Source organism: Actinomadura sp. WAC 06369 (assembly GCF_003947565.1).
Classification (GTDB): domain Bacteria; phylum Actinomycetota; class Actinomycetes; order Streptosporangiales; family Streptosporangiaceae; genus Spirillospora; species Spirillospora rifamycini.
The window spans coordinates 1-20,562 of sequence record NZ_QHJN01000145.1; the positions used below are offsets into that span (position 1 = coordinate 1).

Here is a 20,562-nt window from a genome sequence, read left to right on the forward strand (position 1 = left end):
GCGCTGGGGGTTGGACGAGAGGGTGCACTGACCCGGAGCCGCGAGGGTGTCTGGTGGGGCGGGGGCTCGGGCGCACGCGTACGCGCTGCCACGTTGTCGACGGTGCGGTGGTAGGGTTCGTTCCACGGCGGTCCCCGGTTTCCGGATCGTGGGGTCGGGGGAGTCCGGGCCGGCGCCGCCCTTCCCCCGACCCCACGATCCGGAAACCGAGGACCGACGTTGAACGAACCCTCCACCCGCACCTTCGGCAACGAGGACGCGCTGCCGCGGGTGCCGCTGCCCGCGCTCGACGAGACCCGCGAGCGGTTCCTGCGCTGGTGCGCGCCCCTGCTCACCGCGGACGAGCTCGCACGGACCGAGGCGGCGCTGGACGAGTTCGTCCGCCCGGACGGGCCGGGGCGGCGGCTGCACGCGGAACTCGAACGGTACGACCGGAGCGAGGGCGTGCACAGCTGGCTCGACACGTTCTGGCCGTACCGGTACCTGGGGCGCCGCGACCGCATCGCGCTCAACGCGAACTTCTTCTTCCTGTTCGGCGACTCCGGGGAGACGCAGGCCGCGCGGGCGGCCGGGCTGATCGCGGGCGCGCTGGACTACAAGCTGCGGCTGGACGACGAGCGGGTGCCGCCGGTCGTGCAGCGGGGGCGCCCGCTGTCGATGGAGCAGAACAAGTTCCTGTTCTCGACGACGCGGATCCCCGGGCCCGAGCAGGACACCGTCCGCGCCCCCTACAGCGACGCGTGGCCGGGGCCGTCGACCGCACGGCACATCGTCGTGTTCTTCCGCGGGAACATGTTCCGGATGGACGTGATCGGCCCGGACGGCCGCCCGCACACGCTCGACGAGCTCGCCGCGGGCCTCGGGACGGTCCTGAAGGCGGAGCCGTCGCCGGAGCCGTCCCCGGGGCACCTGACGACGAAGGCGCGGGCCGAGTGGGCGGCGAGCCGGGACGCGCTGCTCGCCCTCGACCCCCGCAACGGGCGCGCCCTCGACACCGTGGAGACCGCCCTGTTCTGCGTCTGCCTCGAGGACTTCGCGCCCGCGTCGGCGCAGGAGGCGTGCGACGACCTGCTGCACGGCGACAGCGCGAACCGCTGGTTCGACAAGGCGGTCTCGTTCGTCGTCTTCGGGGACGGGACGGCCGGCATCAACGTGGAGCACTGCGGGCTGGACGGCACGACGATCCTCAGCTTCGTGGACGCGCTGCTCGGCGAGCCCGCGGCGGAGCAGTCGCGGCGGTCGGGCGCCCGCGGCCAGGGCCTCCCGGCGGTCGAGCCGATCGAGTTCGTCCTCGACGACGCCCTGCGCGCGGACGTCCGGGCGGCGGGCGCGGCGTTCGCCGACTACGCCGCCGCGACCGCGACGGCCTGCGTCCCGTTCGACGACTTCGGCTCGCGGGACGCGAAGGCCCTCGGGATGTCGCCGGACGCGTTCGTCCAGATGGCGTACCAGCTCGCGCACAAGCGCGCGAAGGGCCGGATCGGCGCGACGTACGAGTCGATCGCGACGCGGCAGTACCGGCGGGGCCGCACGGAGGCGATGCGGGTCGTGACGCCGGAGGTGCTGCGGTTCGTCGAGGCCATGGACGACCCGGACGCGGGGGCGGACGCCCGCCGGGACGCGTTCCGCGCCGCCGCCGACGCGCACGTCCGGCGCGCGAAGGAGTGCCAGTCGGGGCGGGCGCCGGAGCAGCACCTCTGGGAGCTGCAGCTCATCGCGAAGCGGCGGGGGGACACCGAGCCGCTGCCGCTGTTCGACTCCCCCGGCTGGACCGTCATGCGGGACGACTACCTGAGCACCAGTTCGGCGCCGTCGACGAACATCCGGTACTTCGGGTTCGGGTCGACGAGCGAGCAGTGCATCGGCGTCGCGTACGTCCTGCTCCCGGACCGGTTCAACCTGTACCTGAGCACGCCGCGCCCGGTCGCGGACGCGATGTACGACTTCGCCGACCGCCTCCGCGACGCCGTCCGGGAGCTGCGGGAGCTGCTGTCCGGCTGACGCTCAGTGCCCCGGGCGCGCCGCCCGGGGCACCCGCCGGACCGGGTACAGCCAGCGCCGCAGCGCCCGGCTCAGCGCCGGCATGACGAGCAGGGTGAGCAGCGGGACGACGATCGCGGGGAACAGCAGGGCCTTCAGCGGCAGCGGCCAGTCCTGCGCGAGCGGGGTGACGAACGCCTGGAGCAGCAGGCTGAGCGGGTAGACGGCGCAGAACGTCACGGCGATCATCTTCGCCTTCGACGGGGCCGGCACCGACTCGCCCGGCAGGCTGAACCAGGTCTCGAGCCCGGTGGTGCGGTGCGAGTGCTCCTCGGCGATGCCGCCGAGCCGCTCGAACAGGTCGCGCCGCTCGGGCGAGTCGAGCCAGCCGTCGAGGCTCTCCTGGTCGTCGAACCGGACGACCGTGTAGTACCGGTGCCGCCGGCCTTCGGCGCGCAGCCACGTCGCGTCCTCGTGCCCCGGGTAGCGGCCCGCGGCCTCGCGGAGCGACTCCGTCCACCGCTCGAAGTCGCGCTCGCGGCCCGGCGCGACGTCCCAGGTGAACACGACCGTCACCGGCTCCCGTCCGCGCTGCTCCATCCCAGGAGCCTCACCGCTGCCGCCCTTTCCATGCACGACCGCGCCGGCGGAGGCGGTCCGGGCCCGGGCCCCGGACCGCCTCCGCCGCGGGGCGGCGCGCGGCCGCGTCAGGTACCGACGAGCGCCTCGGTCGGGGAGAGGCGGGACGCCCGGACCGCCGGGTACAGGCCCGCCGCCGCGCCGATGAGGAGCGTGGCGAGGACGCCGCCGCCGACCGCCCAGGCGGGCACCACCACCGGCCAGCCCTGGTACAGGGCGTAGACCGCGGTGATCAGCCCGCCGATGAGCGCGCCGCCGAGGCCGCCGAGCGCGGACAGCAGCAGCGACTCGGTGAGGAACTGCGTGCGGACCTGGCCGCGGGTCGCGCCCAGCGACCGGCGCAGGCCGATCTCCGCGCGCCGCTCCAGCACCGAGATGACCATGGTGTTGGCCACCCCGACGCCGCCGACCAGCAACGCGACCGCGCCGACGCCCAGCAGCAGCCCGGTGAACGCCTCGCCCGCGGCCTGCCGCGCGGCGAGCGCGTCGGACGGGCGCGACACCTCGACCTCGTTGGGCGCCTCCGGGTTCGCGGTGGGCCCGAGCACGCCGCGGACGTCCTCGACGGCGACGTCTCGCGACCGGGTGTAGACGGTCGTGGCGTGCCCGTCGAAGCCGAGTTCGGACGCCGCGACCGGCCAGCCGACCAGCGCGGCGGTGTCCAGCTCGGGCGCCAGCCCGGCCGGTTCCAGGATGCCGATGACGGTGAAGTACTCGCCGCCGATCAGCACCTGGACGTCCGGTCCGGCGCGGCCGACGCCGAGCCGCCCGGCGGCCTTCGCGCCGAGGACGGTCGCCGGGTAGCGGCCCGTCGCGTCGTTCAGCCAGACGCCGTCGGCGAGTTCGGCGCCGACGGCGGCGCGCAGGTCGGTGCGCGCCGCGTACGCGGCGATGCCCTTGGTGTCGCTCTCCGGGATCTTCGCGGTCCGGTACACGCCCACGTCGTCGAGCAGGCCGATCGCCGACACCTCCCGGACGGGCGCGATCCGCCCGACCATCGCCTCGGCCTCCAGCGGGAGCTGCGCGTCCTCCCCGGTCATGGTGCTGCCGGGCGCCACGGTGAGCAGGTTGGTGCCGAGCGCGTCGAGGGCGCGGTCCAGCTCCGCCCGCGACGACGACGACACGCCGACGACGGCGACCATCGCGGCGATGCCGATCGCGATGCCGAGCGCGGACAGGAACGCCCGCATCGGCCGCGTCCGCAGCCCGACCGCGCCGGTCCGGACGACGTCGCGCGGCCGCATCCGGGCGGGCCGCAGGGCCGTGCCGTCCGCCATCAGGCCACCTCCGCGGGGTCGGCCGCGGAGTCGGACCGGACGCGGCCGTCGCGCATCCGGACCCGCCGCGGCAGCGCGGCCGCGATCTCCCGGTCGTGGGTGATGACGACGACGGTGGTCCCGGCGGCGTTCAGCTCGCGCAGCAGCGCCATCACCCCGTCGCCCGAGACGGAGTCGAGCGCGCCCGTCGGCTCGTCCGCCAGCAGCAGCGCCGGCTCCCCGGCGACGGCCCGCGCGATCGCGACCCGCTGCCGCTCGCCGCCGGACAGCTCGTGCGGCTCGTGGTCGAGGCGGTGCCCGAGCCCGACGCGTTCGAGGGCCGCCGCCGCGCGGTCCCGGCGGGCGCCGAGCCGCAGCCCCGTGTACAGCAGGCCGTCGGCGACGTTGTCGAGCGCGCGCGTCCCGGCCGCCAGGTGGAACTGCTGGAAGACGAACCCGATGGCGGACGCCCGCAGCGCCGACAGCTTCGCGTCCGGGAGCCGCCCCACGTCGTGCCCGCCGATGCGGACGGTGCCGGACGTGGGCCGGTCGAGGGTGCCGAGCACGTTCAGCATCGTCGACTTGCCCGACCCGGACGGCCCGACGATCGCGACGAGCTCGCCCGCCGCGACGCGCAGGGACACCCCGCCGAGGGCCCGGACGCCGCCGGGGTACTCCTTCGTCACGTCCCGCAGCTCGATCACTCGGGGACCCCCACGACCGTGCCCTCGGTGATGCCGGGCCCGGAGATCTCGACGTTCCCGCCCGCGAACAGGCCGGTCTCGACGGGGACGAACGCCGCCGCGCCGTCCTTGACGACCTCCACGCCGAACCCGCCCTCGCTCAGCGCGACCAGCGCCGTCACCGGGACGGTCAGGACGTTCTCCTTCTGCCCGGCGGTGAACGTGACGTCGGCGGACGCGAGCGCGTAGCCGGCGGCGGCCTTCGCGGCCTCGCCGGAGTCGAGCCACACGGTCACCTCCACCTTCGTGGCCGGCTCCTCGCCCTGCCCGCCCGGGTCGATCACGGTGGTGGCCTCGTCGATCTCCGCCCGGACCGGCTCGCTCTCCGGCAGGGTGACCTCGACCTCCGCGCCCTTCTTCGCCATCCGCTGCTCGGACGTCTCGAGCTCGGCGGTGACGGCCTTCGCGGTCCCGGTGTAGTCGAGCACCTTCGTGCCGGGCCCGACCCGCGCGCCGACGCTCGCCTGCAGGCCGTCCACCCGGACGGCGCCGCGCGCGAACACCACCCGTCCGGGCTCGACGGTCCCGGTCTCCTCGACGCCGATGTCCTCCTGCCACTCCCGGACGGCCGCGGCGGTCGCGGTCGAGTACGCGTCGTCCACCGTGAACCCGCCGTAGCCGAGGGCGCTCAGGTTCTTCTCGAACCGCTCGACGTCCGCGCCCTCGGTGCCGGTCCGCAGCGGCCGGTAGGCGGGCTTCGACCCGTACATGAGGACCACCGGGTCGCCGTCCACCTCGTACAGCTCCTGCCCGCGCTCGATCTCCGACCCGCTCTCGGGCAGGTCGGTCAGGGTGCCCTTGAGTCCGGCGGCGGCGGTGGAGACCGGGCCGTACCCGAGTTCGCCGTCCACGGTCTCGGTGTCCTTGAGCGTCTGCCGGACGACCTGGGCGGTGTGCGCCGGCAGCCCGGTCGCCGCCGCCTCGCCCGTCCGGCCGCCGCCGTCCAGCGCGACGAACGCGCCGCCTCCGCCCGCGGCGGCGACGGCCGCCGCGGCGAGCGCGATCCGCAGCCGCGGCCCGCGGCGGCGGGACCCGCGCCGCCCGGCGGCGCCGCCGTCCGCCGCGGCCCGCTTCGCGGCCTTCGCGGCCTTCCGCGCCTTCCTGCCGGGCTTCCCGTCCGGTTCCCGGACGGCCCGCGCGTCCGGCCCCGGGGCGGCGGGCGCGTCTCCGTTCGAGGCGGGCGCGTCGCCGTTCGGGGCGGGCGCGTCCCCCGGCGGGGCGGCCGGGCGGTCCGGACGGCCGCCGACCGCGGGACCGCCCCTCACTGCGGCCCGCCCTTCCGGGCGCCCTGCAGCAGCTCCTGGCACTTCTGCTGCGCGTCCTCGAGGTCGGGGTCCTCACCGACCTCCGCGTCGATCCGGATGCCGCGCTGGTTCGGCTTCGGGTCGGGGAACGCCTCGACGCCGTTCTCCCGCATGCACTCGGCGTGCTTGCGGGCGCGCTCCTGGTCCTCGGCGCTGGGCGCCCCGCCGCCCTGCGCCATCGGGTTCAGCTCGCGGCACGCCTCCTGCGCCTTCTCCATGGTCGCCTTGTCGACGCCCTTCGCGTTCAGCTTCAGGCCCCCGCCGGGCTTCGGGTCCTCCATCTGCACGCCGTTCTCGCGCATGCACTGGGCGAACTTCACGCCCATCTCCTCCGGGCCGAGGCTCGGCCGGGAGGAGGCGCCGGCGCCGGCGGCCTCGCCCCCGGCCGACGCCACGCCGGCGCCGTCCTCGCCGTCCCCTCCGCAGCCGGTCAGCGCCAGGGCGAAGGCCAGCGGCAGCGCCGCGAGTACGCCGCGGGTCCGCAGTCGCATCAGTCTCGTCTCCTCGTTCCGCGACCGGAGCGGTTCCGGCCGGACGAGAGGCGATGCAACCGGGCCGGGCGTTTCCCCTGCGTTTCCTGTGCCCTGCGTTTCCTGTGGCCGCGATCCCGTTCCTTACGGAAAGGAAACGCGGCGCCCAGCACGATGGCTCTGACCGGACGAGCGAAGGGCGGCGCATGCGGGTGCTGGTGGTGGAGGACGAGCGGCTGCTCGCCGACGCGATCGCGGAGTGGCTGCGGGGCGAGGCGCACGCCGTCGACCTCGCCTACGACGGGGCGGCGGCGCTCGAACGGGTCCACGTCAACGACTACGACGTCGTCGTCCTGGACCGGGACCTGCCGCTGGCGCACGGCGACGACGTCTGCCGCGCGATCGTGCGGTCGGGGGCGTCCGCGCGGGTGCTGATGCTGACGGCCGCGGCCGAGGTCACCGACCGGGTGGACGGGCTGGGCCTCGGCGCCGACGACTACCTCACCAAGCCGTTCGCGTTCCCGGAGCTGGCCGCGCGGGTGCTGGCGCTCGGCCGCCGGTCGCGCCCGGCGGCGCCGCCGACGCTGCGGCGGGCCGGGATCGCGCTGGACCCGGCGCGCCGGGAGGTGTTCCGGGACGGCCGGTACGTGCCGCTCGCGAAGAAGGAGTTCGCGGTGCTCGCGGAGCTGCTGCGCGCCGACGGCGGCGTCGTGTCCGCGGAGCGGCTGCTGGAGAAGGCGTGGGACGAGCACACCGACCCGTTCACCGGCGCGGTGCGGCTCACGATCCTCAAGCTGCGGCGCAAGCTCGCCGACCCGCCGGTCATCGAGACGGTCAAGGGAGTGGGGTACCGGATCCCGTGAGAACGCGGACGAGAGCGGGGGCGGGGACGGGGGCCGGGCGGCACATCACGCTGCGGGCCCGGCTGACGCTGACGTACGGCGGCCTGTTCCTGCTCGCCGGGCTGACGCTCCTCGGCGTCACCTACGCGCTGTTCACCCAGGAGCTGTCCCGGTCGGGAGACACCCGGTACCTCGCCAAGGTGTCCGCCCCGCCGACGGCGGGCGCGCAGAGCGGCGCCGAGAACGACACCGGGGGGAACCCGGCGGGCGGGCGCGTCCACGCGAGGGGCGAGACCGTCGACACGGCCTCGGACGACCGCCTCCACATCACCCTGGAGAACCTGATGCGCGCCCAGACGAAGGAGGTGCGGGACGCGGCGGTCACCTCCCTCATCACCCAGGGGTCGATCGCGCTGCTGGTCGTCGGCGGGATCGCGGCCGGGTTCGGGTGGCTGATCGCGGGGCAGGTCCTCGCGCCGCTGCACCGGGTCACCGAGACGGCCCGGCGGATCGCGGCGGCGCCCGCCGCGGACCGCGGCCTGCACGAGCGGATCGCGCTGCGGGGGCGGCGCGACGAGGTCGCGGAGCTGGCCGACACGTTCGACACGATGATCGAGCGGCTCGACCGGTCGTTCGACGGGCAGCGCCGGTTCGTCGCGAACGCGTCGCACGAGCTGCGCACGCCGCTGACGGTCGGCCGGGCGATGGTCGAGGTCGCGATGCACCGCAGGTCGGCGTCCCCGGACGTCCTGCGGCTGGGCGAGGCGCTGCTGCAGATCAACGCGCGGCACGAGCGGCTGATCGGCGGGCTGCTGCTGCTCGCCCGGTCGGAGAACGAGGTCGTGAACGCGGCGCCGCTGGACCTCGCGGACGTCGTCGCGCACGTGGCGGCGCAGACGGCGGACGAGGCCGCGGAGGCGGGCGTGGCGGTGCGGGCCGACGCGGGCGAGGCCGTGACGTCGGGCGACGCGCTGCTGCTGGAGCGGGTCGTCCAGAACCTCGTGGAGAACGGCATCCGGCACAACGCGGGCGCGGACGGCTGGGTGCGGGTCGCGTCGCGGACGGCGGGGCCCCGGGTGGTGCTGGAGGTCGCGAACTCGGGGCCGGTCGTGCCGCCGTACGAGGTCCCGGCGCTGTTCGGGCCGTTCCGGCGGCTCGACGCCGACCGGGTGGTCACCGCGAAGGGGGCGGGGCTGGGGCTGTCGATCGTCCAGTCGATCGTGCGGGCGCACGGCGGGACGGTGACGGCGCGGCCCCGGGCCGGCGGCGGCCTCGACGTCGAGGTCGTGCTGCCCGTCCGTCAGCCGGTCCCGGTCTGACCGCGCCGCAGCTCGCGGGGGCTGACGCCGAACCGGCGGCGGAACGCGGTGCTCAGCGCCCCGGCGGAGGAGAACCCGGCGGCGTGCGCCAGGTCGGTGATCGACACGGCGCGGTCGGCGGGGTCGCGGAGCCGGTCGCGGACGAGCCGGAGCCGCTCCTCGCGGATGAGGGCGCGCGGCGTCGTCCCGGCCCGCTGGAGGGCGAGCTGGATCTGGCGGAGCGACCAGCCGAGCTCCTGCGCCATCACGCGGCCGGTGAGTCCGGGGTCGGTGGCGTGCGCCCGCACGTAGCGGCGGACGACCGCCTCGACCGCGGCGAGGTTCCCGGGCGCGGGCGGCCGCTCCGCGGCGCGTCCCGCGACGGCCATGCGGAGCAGTTCGGCGATCCGGTCGCAGGCCGCGTCGAACTCGGCGGCGCCGAGCGCGCCCGCGCCCGCCTCGGCGGCGACGGCCCGCGCCATGTCCGCGACGACCCGGCCGAGGCCGCACGACACGTCGACGCGGACGACGGCGCCGAGCGCGGCGGGCGGCAGTTCGCGCACCGGGACGGCCAGGGCGAGGGCCCGCCCGGCCGGGCGCGCGGGATGCGCGGGCGGCAGCAGGACCGCGGTCTCCGGGGGCAGGCCGGCGCCGTCCAGGGCGAGGCCGCCGCCGTCGGGGAGCAGGAGGCGGCCGGTGCCGCGCGGCGCGGGGTCGTCCGGCCGGTACCGGGCGACCCGGTAGGCGGCGCCGTCGCCCATCCGCGCCTCCGCCCGCACCCGCCGTTTTCCCGTACCGCCGCAGGTCAGGCTAGCGCGATCATGACCGAAAACCGGCATTAACTACCGGAAAGTAACTCCTTTTCGGCGCACGGTGATCATTCATGCGCGTGGCGGCGGCTTTTCTGCGCGTTCGCACAAGCGCCCAGGCCCGGGGCGTCCTACGGTCACCAAATCGCGACATTTCATTACTGTCCGATACCCCACCCCGGCCCCGGGCGCCCAGCGCCCGCCGCGGCCGTCCCCCTGCGCACGAGGAACCGATGGAGCACATCCTGTGGGCGGCGGCCCTGGCCGCCGTGGCCGGCGTCGCCGCCGTCCTGCTGGCCCGCGAGCGCCGGTCGGCCGCCGGGCTCCGCGACCGCGCGGCCGAACTCTCGGACGCCGTCGAACTGCGGGACCGGGAACTGGCCCACCTCGCGGCGGTACGGCTGCCCGAGCTGGCGGAGTCGCTGCAGAACTCGGCCGTCCGGGTGAGCGGCCCGCTGCACCGGCGGTTCGACGCGAAGGCGCCCGGGTTCGCCCAGGACGTCCAGAAGATCATGGACCTGTTCGGCGGGGCGGTCGAGCGGATCACCGAGCACGCGGCGCTCGCGAGCCGGTCCGCGGGCCGCTCGATGATGCGCACGATGCAGAGCCTCGCCAACGAGCAGCAGCTCGCCATCTCGACCATGCAGGAGCGGCACGACGACCCCGACGTGCTCGAGGGGCTGCTGCGCATCGACCACATGAACGCGCAGATCGGCCGCCGCGCGCAGGCCATGGCGGTGCTGAGCGGGTCGTGGCCGGGCCAGCAGCGGTCGGCGTCCTCGCTGAGCGACGTGGTGCGCGGCGCCACCTCCCGCATCCGCGACTACCTGCGCGTCAACGTGCAGAACCCGGTGAACATGGCGGTGACCAGCCGCGCCGTGGAGCCGGTCGTGCTGGCCGTCGCCGAGCTGCTGGACAACGCCGCCCGGCACTCCCGGCCCGACACCATGGTCGAGGTCAACTTCCAGACGACCCACAACGGCGTCGCCGTCATGATCGACGACGCCGGGGTCGCGATGACGCCCGAGGAGCTGCGGCGGGCGGACGAGCGGCTGTCCGGCGACGTCCCGCCGGACGTGCAGTGGCTCGGCGACCCGCCGCAGGTCGGGTTCGCCGTCGCGGGCGTGCTCGCCGCGCGGTACGGGTTCTCGGTGTCGGTCGACACCCGCTCCCCCTACGGCGGCGTCCGCGCGGTGGTGCTCATCCCGAACGCGCTGCTCACGCCCGTCCCGGACACGCCGCGCCCGGCCGCCGCGCACGGGACCGGCGCGGGCCGCCCGGCGGACCGGGCGCCGGCCGGGGACGCCGCGCGGACCGGGACGGTCACCGCGGGCGGGCTGCCGAAGCGCAGCCGCGCCGCGGCCGCCGGGCGCGCCGCCGGGCGGGCCGAGGAGCAGACTTCCGGCGCGGGGGACGCGACGGACACCGCCGTGCCGGCGCCGGCCGCCGGCGCCGGCGAGGAACCGCCGGCCCGGCCGGCACGAGAGATCGCCGCGGGCCTCGGCGCCTGGCAGCGGGGGACGCGCTCCGGCCGTGCCGGCGCGCCGCCCGGGGACGCCGGCGCCTCCGGACCCGGAGGGGACCCGCGGCCATGAACGAGGGGTGGAACGGCTCGATGGACGACGGTGTGAACCGGCTCGGCTGGATGCTGGACGACGCCCTGCGGATGCCCGGGACGCGGTACGCGATCCTGCTGTCGGCCGACGGGCTGCTGATGGCGCACTCGGAGCGCATCGGCCGCGACGACGCCGAACGGCAGGCGGCGGGGATGGCCGGGCTGCAGTCGCTCGCCCGCAGCACCGCCGAGTTCTGCGGCACCGCCGACGCCGCCTGGCGGCAGACGATCAGCGAGTTCGACGACGGGTACGTGTTCCTCGTCGCGGCCGGGCCGGGCGCCTACCTGGCGGTGTCGGCGGCGCTGGACGTGGACATGGAGACCGTGTCGTTCCGGCTGCAGGAACTGGTGCAGCGGCTCGGCAAGGAGCTGACGAGCCCGCCCCGCCCGGACGCCGGCGGGGCCCGGGGCGGCATCGCATGACGCGCCGCCGCAACGACCGCGCGCTGGTGCGCCCGCACGTCGTCACCGGCGGCCGGGCGCACCCCACCCGCAACGTGTTCGACCTGGTCACGCTGGTCACCGCGAACACGGACCTGCCGCTCACCGGGCTCAGCCCGGAGAAGCTGCGGATCGTGGAGCTGTGCCGCGGCGGCGCGCTGTCGGTCGTGGAGATCGCCGGGCACCTGGAGCTGCCCGTCGGCGTCACCAAGGTGCTGCTGTCGGACCTGGTGGACGACGGCCACCTCACCACGCGGGCCCCGGCGCCCGCGGCGCGCACCCAGGCCCGGCTCCTGCAGGAGGTGCTCGATGGACTCCGCGCCACTCTCTGAGCCGCCCGCCGGGCGGCCCGACGACGGCGGGTACACGGGCGGACGGTACGTGCGCGACACCGTCCGGACGGCCGTCAAGATCCTCATCGTGGGGCACTTCGCCGTCGGCAAGACCACCTACGTCGGGACGCTGTCGGAGATCCGGCCGCTGCGCACCGAGGAGCGGATGACGCAGGCCGGGGCGACCGTCGACGACCTCGCCGACATCCGCGGCAAGACGACCACGACCGTCGCGATGGACTTCGGCCGGCTGACGCTGAGCGACGACCTCGTCCTCTACCTGTTCGGGGCGCCCGGGCAGCAGCGCTTCACCCGGCTGTGGAACGACCTGGCGCGCGGGGCGCTCGGCGCGCTGATCCTCGTCGACACCGCGCGGCTCGACCAGTCGTTCGCCGTCATGGACATCGTGGAGCGGCAGGGCCTGCCGTACGCGGTCGCGGTCAACCGGTTCGAGGGCTCGCCGTCCTTCCCCGAGGAGGAGGTGCGCGAGGCGCTCGACCTGGCGCCCGAGACGCCGCTGGTGACGTGCGACGCCCGCGACCGCGCGTCGTCCACCAAGGCCCTGATCGCGCTCGTCGACCATCTTCTCTTTCTGGACAGGGAGACTCCGTGAGCGAGCGTAAGGAGCGAAGCGACTGGAGCTCGCTCACGGAGGTACCGGGGGGTGTGGGGGGTCGCCCCCCACACGAAACAGGCAGCGAGCTTGAGGACGGTGGCGCGGCTTCGGGGCCGGTGAAGCTGTACGGTCCGGAGTTCGCGCGCGACCCCGGCGCGGTGTACGACCGGCTGCGGCGCGAGTACGGCGAGCTGGCGCCGGTGGAGCTGGCGCCGGGCGCGGAGGCGACGCTCGTCATCGGCTACGACGCGGCGCTGGAGGTCATGCGCGACCCCGGCCGGTTCCCGCGCGGCGGCGCCGAGTGGCACGCGACCCTCCCGCCGGACTCCCCGGTGCTGCCGGTCCTCGGCGACCGTCCCACCACCCTGTCGGCCAACGGCCCCGTGCACGCCCGCCTCCGCACGGCCATCACCGACAGCCTCGCCAGGATCGACCCGTTCGCGCTGCGGGGGTACGTCGAGTCGAGCGCGGACCGGCTGATCGACGCGGTCGCGGGGAAGGGCGAGGCGGACCTGGTCGCCGACTACGCGAAGCCGCTCCCGATCCTGGTGTCCAACGAGCTGTTCGGCTGCCCCGCCGAGATCGGTGACCGGATCTCGCGCGGCACCCGGGGCATGCTGGACGCCAGCGCCCCCGGCGCGATGCCCGCCGAGGAGGCGAACGCCATGTTCGCCAAGGCCACCCAGGACCTGGTGGCACTCAAGCGGGAGAAGCCGGGCCCGGACGTGACGTCGTGGCTCATCGGCCATCCCGCCGGGCTCGACGACGACGAGCTGGCCGAGCAGCTCGGCATGCTGCTCGCGATCGGCGTCGAACCCCAGCTGAACCTCATCGCCAACGGGCTGCGGCTGCTGCTGTCGGACGACCGGTTCGGCGGGGACCTCGCGGGCGGCAGCCTGCCGGTCGAGGACGCTCTCGACGAGATCCTGTGGACCGACCCTCCGCTGGCCAACTTCGGCACGACCTACCCGCGCCACGAGGTGAACCTCCGCGGCCACCGCCTGCCCGCGCACCGTCCGGTCGTGATCAGCTACGCGGCGGCGACCACCGACCCGTCCCGGGCGTCCGCGGAACGGGCCGGGAACCGCGCCCACCTGGCGTTCGCGGCGGGCCCGCACGGCTGCCCCGCCAAGGGCCCGGCGCGGGTGATCGCGTCCCTGGCGATCGAGCGGCTCCTCGACCGGCTGCCCGACCTCGAACTGGCCGTCCGGGGCGACGAGCTGCGGTGGCGTCCCGGCCCGTTCCACCGCGCCCTCGTCGCGCTGCCCGTCACGTTCCCGGTGGAGGAGGCGCGGTAGGCGCCGCGGGCGGGTCACCGTCCGGGGCACCGTCTGGATCCGCGGGCGGGCGCATGTACGGCGGCGGGGGCGGCGGTTCCCATCCGGACGTCCCGCCGGGCGCGCCGGGCGCCTGCAGCGCGAACCCGGCGGGCATCCGGAAGCTCCAGCGGGTGAGCGGGTAGCCCGCCTCGTCCTTGGGCGGGTTCGGCCCGAACTCGGTCGCGCAGTCCCGGACGACGTCCTCGATCGCGCGCCGCGCCTCGACCGCCTCCCGCCAGCCGCGCGGCAGCGCGACCGTCCCGCCCGCGGCGCCGACCAGGTTGCCGCAGACCGAACCGGTCGAGTCGCTGTTGCCCCCGTGGTTCACCGCGAGCAGCAGCCGGCACCGCCCGGCCTCCTGCACGTCGTCCGCCGGGACGGGCGCGAGCGCCGCGTACACGCCGATCGCGAGGGCCTCGGGGCCCGTCCACCCGGCGCCGAGGGTCTGCAGCCGTTCGGCCGTCCCCGGCCCCGCGGCGGCGAGCGCGGCGGCCTCGGCCAGCTTGGCCGACGTCTCCCGGTGGCCCCGGTGCCGCCCCAGCTCGGAGCGGGCGGCGTCCAGGGCCGCGCCCATGTCGCCGCCCCGCACCAGCACCGACACCATCGCCGCCAGCGCCCCCGCCGGGAGCTGCCCGCCGGGGTGGCCGTGCGTCAGCTCGGCCGCCCCGCGGCCGACCTCGAACGCGGTGGCCGGGTCGGTGTGCGGGAATCCGCAGGGCGCGGCCCGGACGACGCCCCCGCACCCCTTGGAGTCGTTGACCGGCTCGTCCGGCGAGCCGAACGACCGGCCCGGCCGGTTCCCCTCCCGCTGCTCCGCGTCCTTGCGCCGGACGGTCTCGCGCAGCGCCTCCAGGGTGGCGCGCCCGGCCCCGCGCGGCTCCGTCAGCTCGGGCGCGCGCCCGAGCGGGGAGACCGGGAACACCCCGGTGACGGGCGTCCCGTCGTGGCCGCCCAGCCAGGTCAGGTACGCCTGCTGCAGGAGGCCGAAGACGGCGCCGCCGATGCCCCGCTCGCGGGCCCGTTCGGACGCGGCGACGAGCGCGTCCGCGGTGTACAGCGTCAGCTGCGTCTCGTCGGTGATCGCGCCGGTCCCGTACCGTCCGGCGACGAACGCCGTGACGCCGTCCGGCCCGTACCGGTCGCGGATCTCGCCGAGCGCCATGCCCTCCACCGGCGCGCCGAGCGCGTCGCCGATCGCCCCGCCGAGCAGGCACCCGAGCATCCGGTCGGGCTCGGCGTCCGGCCACGGCGCGTACCTCTCCCGGTCCCTTGCCATCCGGTCCATCGCCATGCGCGCACCCTAGTCCGCTCCGGCGCCGCGGCACCGCACCGGCCGAAGCCCCGGCCGAGGCCCCCGCCGCGTGACGGCGGGGTCAGGTGCGGGGGCGGCAGTGGACCTGGAGGCCCGGGGCCGCGTTCCACCCGATGAGGCGGACGAGCCGGTCGATGTGGGCCGACACCGAGTGCAGGACGAGCATGTGGCCGAGGTCGTGCAGGTCCCGCGCGGCGCGGGCGAACGCGCGCAGGCCCGAGACGTCCACGAAGCCGACGCCGGCGAGGTCCACGTGGACGTCGCCGCCCGCGCGGGCCTGCGCGCCGTGCAGCGCCCGGGTGAGGGCGGGGACGTTCGACACGTCGATCTCGCCGGTGAGCCGCAGCCACGGCGAGCCGGTGGCGCCCGCGATGTGCAGCAGCGGCGAGTCGAGCTCGACGAGGTCGTAGCGGGGCGACGCCCGCTCCGGACGCGGCACACCCGATTCGGAATCCCCGCCGGTGATCCGCCAGACCGTCATCTGCTCCTCGCCCTTCGGGCGGGGCGCCCGCACCGTGATGATGCCGCCGTGGCGGCCCCGCACGTCCCAGGTTCTCACCTCGCCCGGCTCCGCGCCGTCACCTGAGCGGAAAACGTGGGGCGTTCGGTCGGTCACATGATCAAAGTCGCGGAAGCAGCCGGGCCGGGGTGATCGGCAGATCCCGGACACGGACGCCGGTGGCGTGGTGGACGGCGTTCGCGATCGCCGCCGCGGCGCCCACGATGCCGATCTCGCCGATGCCCTTGGAGCCCATCGGGTTGAGGTGCGGGTCGATCTCCTCGATCCACACGGCCTCGACGCTGCGGACGTCCGCGCAGGACGGCACGTGGTACTGCGCGAGGTCGCGGTTCAGGTAGTCGCCGAACTCCCGGTCCATGACGCTCTCCTCCATCAGCGCCATGCCGATCCCCATCGTCATGCCGCCGACGAACTGGGACCGCGCGGTCGTCGGGTTGATGATCCGCCCGGCCGCGAACACGCCGAGCATGCGCGGGACGCGGACCTCGCCGGTGTCGGCGTCCACCTCCACCTCCGCGAACTGCGCGCCGAACGCGTGCCGCGCGTAGTCCTCGCGGCGCTTCAGCGCTTCGGCGGAGTCCGCGGACGCCTCGATCCCGTCCGGCGGGACGTCGCCGTTCAGCCGGCCGCGGAGCGCCTCGCAGGCGAGGACCACCGCCGTCCCCCAGCTCGCGGTGCCGGACGAGCCGCCCGCGACGGGCGCGGCGGGGTGCGCGCTGTCGCCGAGCTCGATCCGGACGGCGTCGAGGTCGGCCTTGAGCGTCTCCGCGGCGATCAGCCCGAGCGCGGTGCGGGCGCCGGTGCCGATGTCGGCCGCGGCGATCCGGACGGTGAACGTCCCGTCGGGCTCGGCGCGCGCGACCGCCTTCCCGGGGCTCTGGTAGGCGGGGTAGGTGGTGGCGGCGACGCCGGTGCCGAGCAGCTTGCGGCCCACCCGGCGGACGCCCGGGGCGGGGTCGCGGCGGTCCCAGCCGAACCGCTCGGCGCCCTCCCGCAGGCACGCGACGAGGTTCCGGGAGCTGAACGGCAGGCCGCTCTCGGGCTCGGTGCCGGTGTCGTTGCGGACCCGCAGCTCGATCGGGTCGACGCCGGTCGCGACGGCGAGCTCGTCCATCGCCGACTCCAGCGCGTACATGCCGGGCGTCTCGCCGGGCGCCCGCATCCACGACGGGGTCGGGACGTCCAGCGCGACGACCCGGTGGGACGTGCGGCGGTGCTCGGCCCGGTACATCGTGCGGGTCGGCGTCGCGGTCTGCTCCACGAACTCCCGCACGGTCGAGGTCTGCTCGAACACCTCGTGCGCGATCGCGTTGAGGCGTCCGTCCGCGTCGGCGCCCAGCCGGATCCGCTGGACGGTCGGGGTGCGGTAGCCGGTCGTGGCGAACATCTGCTGGCGCGGGACGGCGAACTTCACCGGGCGCCCGACGGCCCGCGCGGCCATCGCGGCGAGGACCGCGCTCGGGCGCGGCGACCCCTTCGACCCGAACCCGCCGCCGACGTGCGGGGAGACCACCCGCACCCGCTCGGGGTCGAGCCCGAACAGCCGCGCCAGGGTCGACTGCACGGCGGACGCGCCCTGGTTCGAGTCGTAGAGGACGAGGGAGCCGTCCTTGTCCCAGTAGGCGACCGTGGTGTGCGGCTCCATCGCGTTGTTGTGCTCGGCCGGAGTCGTGTAGGTCGCGTCCATGCGCACGGCGGACGAGGAGAACGCGCCGTCCGGGTCGCCCTTCAGCGTGTCGGGCGGGAAACCCGCGTTGACCTTCTCGGGCCGGTAGAGGCCGGGGTGGTCGTCGCGCAGCCGGGTGTCCGGTTCCTCCTCGGCGTACTCGACGTGCAGGCGCCGCGCGCCCTCGACGGCCGTCTCGAGCGTCTCCGCGACGACCGCCGCCGCGAACTGCCCGCGGTACGCGACCGTCCGGGACTGGAACACCGCCAGCTCGGCGTTCGACGCGTCCTCCAACCGCGGCGCGTTCTCGCAGGACAGGACGTCCAGCACGCCCGGCATCGCGCGGGCGCTGTCATGGTCCACCCAGCGGATCTCGCCCTTGCCGACGGACGCCTGGACGGCCGCCGCGTAGACGGCGCCCTCCACCGGGTACTCGTAGGCGTAGCGCGCCGCGCCGGTGACCTTCTCCCGGCCCTCCACCCGGCTCGTCATGACGAGACCTCCCGCAGTTCGAGCAGCGTCCGGACCATCAGGTTGCGGGCGAGCGGCACCTTGTAGCCGTTGTCGCGCAGCGGCTCGGCCGCCTCCAGCTCCGCCTCCGCGGCGCGCAGGAACGTCTCCTCGGTCGCCGGCGCGCCCCGCAGGACGTCCTCGGCGCGGCGGCACCGCCACGGCTTGTGCGCGACGCCGCCGAGCGCCAGCCGGACGTCGCGCACCACGCCGCCCGTGCCGTCCGGGACCGTCGCGCCCACCGTGCGGACCGCCGCCGCGACCGACACCAGCGCGAACGCGAACGAGGCGCGCTCGCGCACCTTCCGGTAGCGGGACGGCATCGGCAGCGGCGGGACCTCGACGGCCGTGACGAGGTCGCCGTCCCGCAGGTTCGCGTCGCGCTCCGGTTCGCCGCCCGGCAGGCGGTGGAACTCCCCGAACGGGACGGTGCGCTCCCCGTCGCGGCCCCGCACCCGCACGGACGCGTCCAGCGCCGCCAGCGCCACCGCCAGGTCGGACGGGTGCGTCGCCACGCACGCCGGGGAATGCCCCAGGATCGCGAGGTTGCGGTGCTCGCCGTCCCGCGCCGGGCACCCCGACCCGGGGTCGCGCTTGTTGCACGGCTTGGAGGTGTCCTGGAAGTAGGAGCACCGCGTCCGCTGCAGCAGGTTGCCGCCCACCGTGGCGCGGTTGCGGATCTGGCCGGACGCGCCCGCCAGCACGGCCTGCACCAGCATCGGGTGGGTCTCCCGGACGGTCCGGTCCGCCGCGAGGTCGCTGTTGCCGACGGCCGCGCCGATGAGCAGCGTCCCGTCCGCCGTCACCTCGATCCGGTCGTGCGGCAGGCGGGACACGTCCACCAGGCGGCTCGGCTCCTCCACGCCGAGGCGCATCAGGTCCACGAGGTTCGTCCCGCCGCCCAGGTACAGGGCCCCGTCCCGGTGCAGGTCCAGGGCGTCCTCCGCGCTCGCCGCGCGCTCGTACGCGAAGGGCCTCATGGGCGGGACGCCTCCCCGCCGCGCGCCGAGCCGATCCGCTCGGCCACCGCGCCCGGATCCCGCGCGGCCCGGTTCGGCTCGCCCGCCGCGTCGCGGACCGCCGCGACGATCCCGACGTACGCGCCGCACCGGCACAGGTTCCCGCTCATCCGCTCGCGGATCTCCTCGTCGTCCAGGAACGGGTCGCGCGAGACGTCCGCCGTGACGGCGCTCGGCCAGCCCCGCCGCGCCTCCTCGAGCACCGCCGTCGCCGAGCACAGCTGCCCCGGCGTGCAGTACCCGCACTGGAACGCGTCGTTCTCGATGAACGCCTCCTGCAGCGGGCTGAGCCGCCCGCCGTCCGCGAGGCCCTCCACGGTGACGATCTCCGCGCCGTCGTGCGCGACCGCGAGCGCGAGGCACGCGTTCGCGCGGCGCCCGTCCAGCAGGACCGTGCAGGCCCCGCACTGCCCGTGGTCGCAGCCCTTCTTGGAACCCGTGAGCCCCAGCCTCTCCCGCAGCACGTCCAGCAGCGACGACCGCGTGTCGACCCGGAGCCGATGCCCGGTCCCGTTCACGGTCAGGGCGACGTCCGCGTGCACCGGTTCACTGTCCATGTGACGCCCCCTACCCGGATTCGCGGCCGAGTCACGGCAAGCAAAACCTCACCCTAGGTAACTTTGCACGTGCTGTAAGTTGCGGACCGTCCCCGATGGAAAGGCCGGTCGATGCAACCGTTCGAGCTGCCCGACTTCTACGTCCCGTACCCGGCACGCCTGAACCCGCACCTGGAGAGCACACGCGCGCACAGCAAGACCTGGGCGCGCGACATGGGGATGCTGGACGAGACCCGCGACCCGGGCACCCCGGACATCTGGGACGAGGCAGAACTCGACGCCCACGACTATCCGCTCCTGTGCGCCTACACCCACCCCGACTGCGACGGCCCCGAACTCGACCTCATCACCGACTGGTACGTCTGGGTGTTCTATTTCGACGACCACTTCCTCGAAGTCTTCAAGAAGCCGCAGGACCACCCGGGCGCGCGCGCGTACCTCGACCGGCTCCCGCTGTTCATGTCCCTGGAGCCGCCGGAAGCGACCAACGCGGTCGAACGGGGCCTTGCCGACCTCTGGGCCCGGACCGTCCCGGCCAAGTCGGCGGCCTGGCGGGAGCGGTTCGCCGTCAGCACCGACAACCTGCTCCGCGAATCGCTGTGGGAACTGCGCAACATCAGCGCCGGCCGCGTCCCGAACCCCGTCGAGTACATCGAGATGCGCCGCAAGGTCGGCGGCGCGCCCTGGTCGGCGGACCTCGTCGAGCACGCCGCCGGCGTCGAGATCCCCGAACGGGTCGTCGCCACCCGGCCGCTGCGCGTCCTGAAGGACACGTTCTCCGACGGTGTCCACCTGCGCAACGACATCTTCTCCTACCAGCGCGAGACCGAGCGCGAAGGCGAGATCAACAACTGCGTGCTCGTCATGGAGCGGTTCCTGGACGTCGCGCCGCAGGTCGCCGCCGACACCGTCAACGACCTGCTGACCTCCCGGCTCCGCCAGTTCGAGAACACCGCCCTCACCGAGCTCCCGCAGCTCTTCGAGGACGCCGCGCTCGACCCGTCCGAGCGCGCCGCCGTCGCCGCGTACGTCAAGGGCCTCCAGGACTGGCAGTCCGGCGGGCACGACTGGCACATGTCGTCCAGCCGGTACATGAACGCCAAGGGGTCGATCGGCATGTCGGCCGCGCGGCTGCCCGCGATCGTGAAGTCCGCGCGGCTCAGCGTCCCGCACGTCCCGCACCAGAGGGTGGGGCCGACGCCGCTGCCCGACTTCGACATCCCGTACCCGGCGCGGGTGAACCCGCACCGCGACCGCGCGGGCCGCAACTGCGTCGCGTGGGCGGCCGAGATGGGCATGTTCTCCCCCCACCCC

General features: G+C 75.4%; 20 protein-coding genes. 9 read left to right on the forward strand and 11 right to left on the reverse strand.

Features of this window, described 5'->3' with window-relative positions; all coding sequences use genetic code 11:
• The first annotated feature begins 219 nt into the window (after nt 1-219).
• Entirely contained in the window at nt 220-2,001 is a 1,782-nt protein-coding gene (locus tag DMH08_RS30270) for a choline/carnitine O-acyltransferase (RefSeq protein WP_125619344.1), read from the forward strand.
• A 3-nt stretch (nt 2,002-2,004) separates the two neighbouring features.
• Here the strand turns inward: DMH08_RS30270 and DMH08_RS30275 are convergent, their stop codons facing one another.
• From DMH08_RS30275 to DMH08_RS30295, 5 genes are all read right to left on the reverse strand, one after another.
• Nucleotides 2,005-2,580 carry an antibiotic biosynthesis monooxygenase gene (locus DMH08_RS30275; protein ID WP_125619346.1) on the reverse strand — a complete coding sequence of 192 codons (576 nt, stop codon included), beginning with the start codon at nt 2,578-2,580 and terminating at the stop codon, nt 2,005-2,007.
• A 107-nt stretch (nt 2,581-2,687) separates the two neighbouring features.
• The gene (locus tag DMH08_RS30280; RefSeq protein WP_233617897.1) at nt 2,688-3,896 is read right to left on the reverse strand and encodes an ABC transporter permease; all 1,209 of its coding nucleotides are present in this window, start codon (nt 3,894-3,896) and stop codon (nt 2,688-2,690) included.
• Nucleotides 3,896-4,579, reverse strand: a complete 684-nt coding sequence (locus DMH08_RS30285; RefSeq protein WP_026400997.1) for an ABC transporter ATP-binding protein — start codon at nt 4,577-4,579, stop codon at nt 3,896-3,898. Before DMH08_RS30285 ends, DMH08_RS30280 begins: the two co-directional genes overlap by 1 nt.
• Complete coding sequence (locus tag DMH08_RS30290; protein WP_125619348.1) at nt 4,576-5,883, reverse strand: peptidoglycan-binding protein; 1,308 nt, start codon at nt 5,881-5,883, stop codon at nt 4,576-4,578. The genes DMH08_RS30285 and DMH08_RS30290 overlap by 4 nt, the downstream gene beginning before the upstream one ends.
• Nucleotides 5,880-6,413 carry a hypothetical protein gene (locus DMH08_RS30295; protein WP_125619349.1) on the reverse strand — a complete coding sequence of 178 codons (534 nt, stop codon included), beginning with the start codon at nt 6,411-6,413 and terminating at the stop codon, nt 5,880-5,882. The genes DMH08_RS30290 and DMH08_RS30295 overlap by 4 nt, the downstream gene beginning before the upstream one ends.
• Nucleotides 6,414-6,598: 185 nt before the next feature.
• On the opposite strand from DMH08_RS30295, the gene DMH08_RS30300 reads away from it, so the two are divergent.
• Entirely contained in the window at nt 6,599-7,255 is a 657-nt protein-coding gene (locus DMH08_RS30300; RefSeq protein WP_125619351.1) for a response regulator transcription factor, read from the forward strand.
• Nucleotides 7,252-8,553, forward strand: a complete 1,302-nt coding sequence (locus DMH08_RS30305) for a sensor histidine kinase (protein WP_125619353.1) — start codon at nt 7,252-7,254, stop codon at nt 8,551-8,553. The genes DMH08_RS30300 and DMH08_RS30305 overlap by 4 nt, the downstream gene beginning before the upstream one ends.
• Here the strand turns inward: DMH08_RS30305 and DMH08_RS30310 are convergent.
• Nucleotides 8,535-9,293 carry a helix-turn-helix domain-containing protein gene (locus DMH08_RS30310; RefSeq protein ID WP_051300196.1) on the reverse strand — a complete coding sequence of 253 codons (759 nt, stop codon included), beginning with the start codon at nt 9,291-9,293 and terminating at the stop codon, nt 8,535-8,537. The two genes, DMH08_RS30305 and DMH08_RS30310, sit on opposite strands and share 19 nt — an antisense overlap.
• Before the next feature lie 281 nt (nt 9,294-9,574).
• Here DMH08_RS30310 and DMH08_RS30315 point away from each other — a divergent pair, with 281 nt between their 5' ends.
• The 5 genes from DMH08_RS30315 to DMH08_RS30335 all read left to right on the forward strand — a co-directional run bounded on the left by DMH08_RS30315 (nt 9,575) and on the right by DMH08_RS30335 (nt 13,643).
• Entirely contained in the window at nt 9,575-10,936 is a 1,362-nt protein-coding gene (locus tag DMH08_RS30315; RefSeq protein WP_051300197.1) for an ATP-binding protein, read from the forward strand.
• Nucleotides 10,933-11,379, forward strand: a complete 447-nt coding sequence (locus tag DMH08_RS30320; protein WP_233617898.1) for a roadblock/LC7 domain-containing protein — start codon at nt 10,933-10,935, stop codon at nt 11,377-11,379. The genes DMH08_RS30315 and DMH08_RS30320 overlap by 4 nt, the downstream gene beginning before the upstream one ends.
• Nucleotides 11,376-11,729, forward strand: a complete 354-nt coding sequence (locus tag DMH08_RS30325; protein WP_026401000.1) for a DUF742 domain-containing protein — start codon at nt 11,376-11,378, stop codon at nt 11,727-11,729. Before DMH08_RS30320 ends, DMH08_RS30325 begins: the two co-directional genes overlap by 4 nt.
• Entirely contained in the window at nt 11,707-12,342 is a 636-nt protein-coding gene (locus DMH08_RS30330) for a GTP-binding protein (protein ID WP_084549836.1), read from the forward strand. Before DMH08_RS30325 ends, DMH08_RS30330 begins: the two co-directional genes overlap by 23 nt.
• 119 nt (nt 12,343-12,461) lie before the next feature.
• Nucleotides 12,462-13,643, forward strand: a complete 1,182-nt coding sequence (locus DMH08_RS30335; RefSeq protein ID WP_051300199.1) for a cytochrome P450 — start codon at nt 12,462-12,464, stop codon at nt 13,641-13,643.
• On the opposite strand, the gene DMH08_RS30340 is transcribed toward DMH08_RS30335, so the two are convergent.
• From DMH08_RS30340 to DMH08_RS30360, 5 genes are all read right to left on the reverse strand, one after another.
• Nucleotides 13,615-14,955 carry an ADP-ribosylglycohydrolase family protein gene (locus tag DMH08_RS30340; RefSeq protein WP_233617899.1) on the reverse strand — a complete coding sequence of 447 codons (1,341 nt, stop codon included), beginning with the start codon at nt 14,953-14,955 and terminating at the stop codon, nt 13,615-13,617. The genes DMH08_RS30335 and DMH08_RS30340 overlap by 29 nt on opposite strands.
• Before the next feature lie 82 nt (nt 14,956-15,037).
• Nucleotides 15,038-15,535, reverse strand: a complete 498-nt coding sequence (locus tag DMH08_RS30345) for an STAS domain-containing protein (protein WP_125619355.1) — start codon at nt 15,533-15,535, stop codon at nt 15,038-15,040.
• A gap of 61 nt (nt 15,536-15,596) precedes the next feature.
• Complete coding sequence (locus DMH08_RS30350) at nt 15,597-17,654, reverse strand: xanthine dehydrogenase family protein molybdopterin-binding subunit (RefSeq protein ID WP_026401002.1); 2,058 nt, start codon at nt 17,652-17,654, stop codon at nt 15,597-15,599.
• Nucleotides 17,651-18,652, reverse strand: coding sequence for an FAD binding domain-containing protein (locus tag DMH08_RS30355; protein ID WP_125619357.1), 1,002 nt, complete (start codon nt 18,650-18,652; stop codon nt 17,651-17,653). Before DMH08_RS30355 ends, DMH08_RS30350 begins: the two co-directional genes overlap by 4 nt.
• On the reverse strand, nt 18,649-19,248 hold the full coding sequence (locus DMH08_RS30360) for a 2Fe-2S iron-sulfur cluster-binding protein (RefSeq protein WP_199748083.1): 600 nt from the start codon (nt 19,246-19,248) through the stop codon (nt 18,649-18,651). Before DMH08_RS30360 ends, DMH08_RS30355 begins: the two co-directional genes overlap by 4 nt.
• A 111-nt stretch (nt 19,249-19,359) precedes the next feature.
• Here DMH08_RS30360 and DMH08_RS30365 point away from each other — a divergent pair.
• A partial coding sequence (locus DMH08_RS30365; protein ID WP_442778659.1) for a terpene synthase family protein occupies nt 19,360-20,562 on the forward strand: 1,203 nt, incomplete at its 3' end.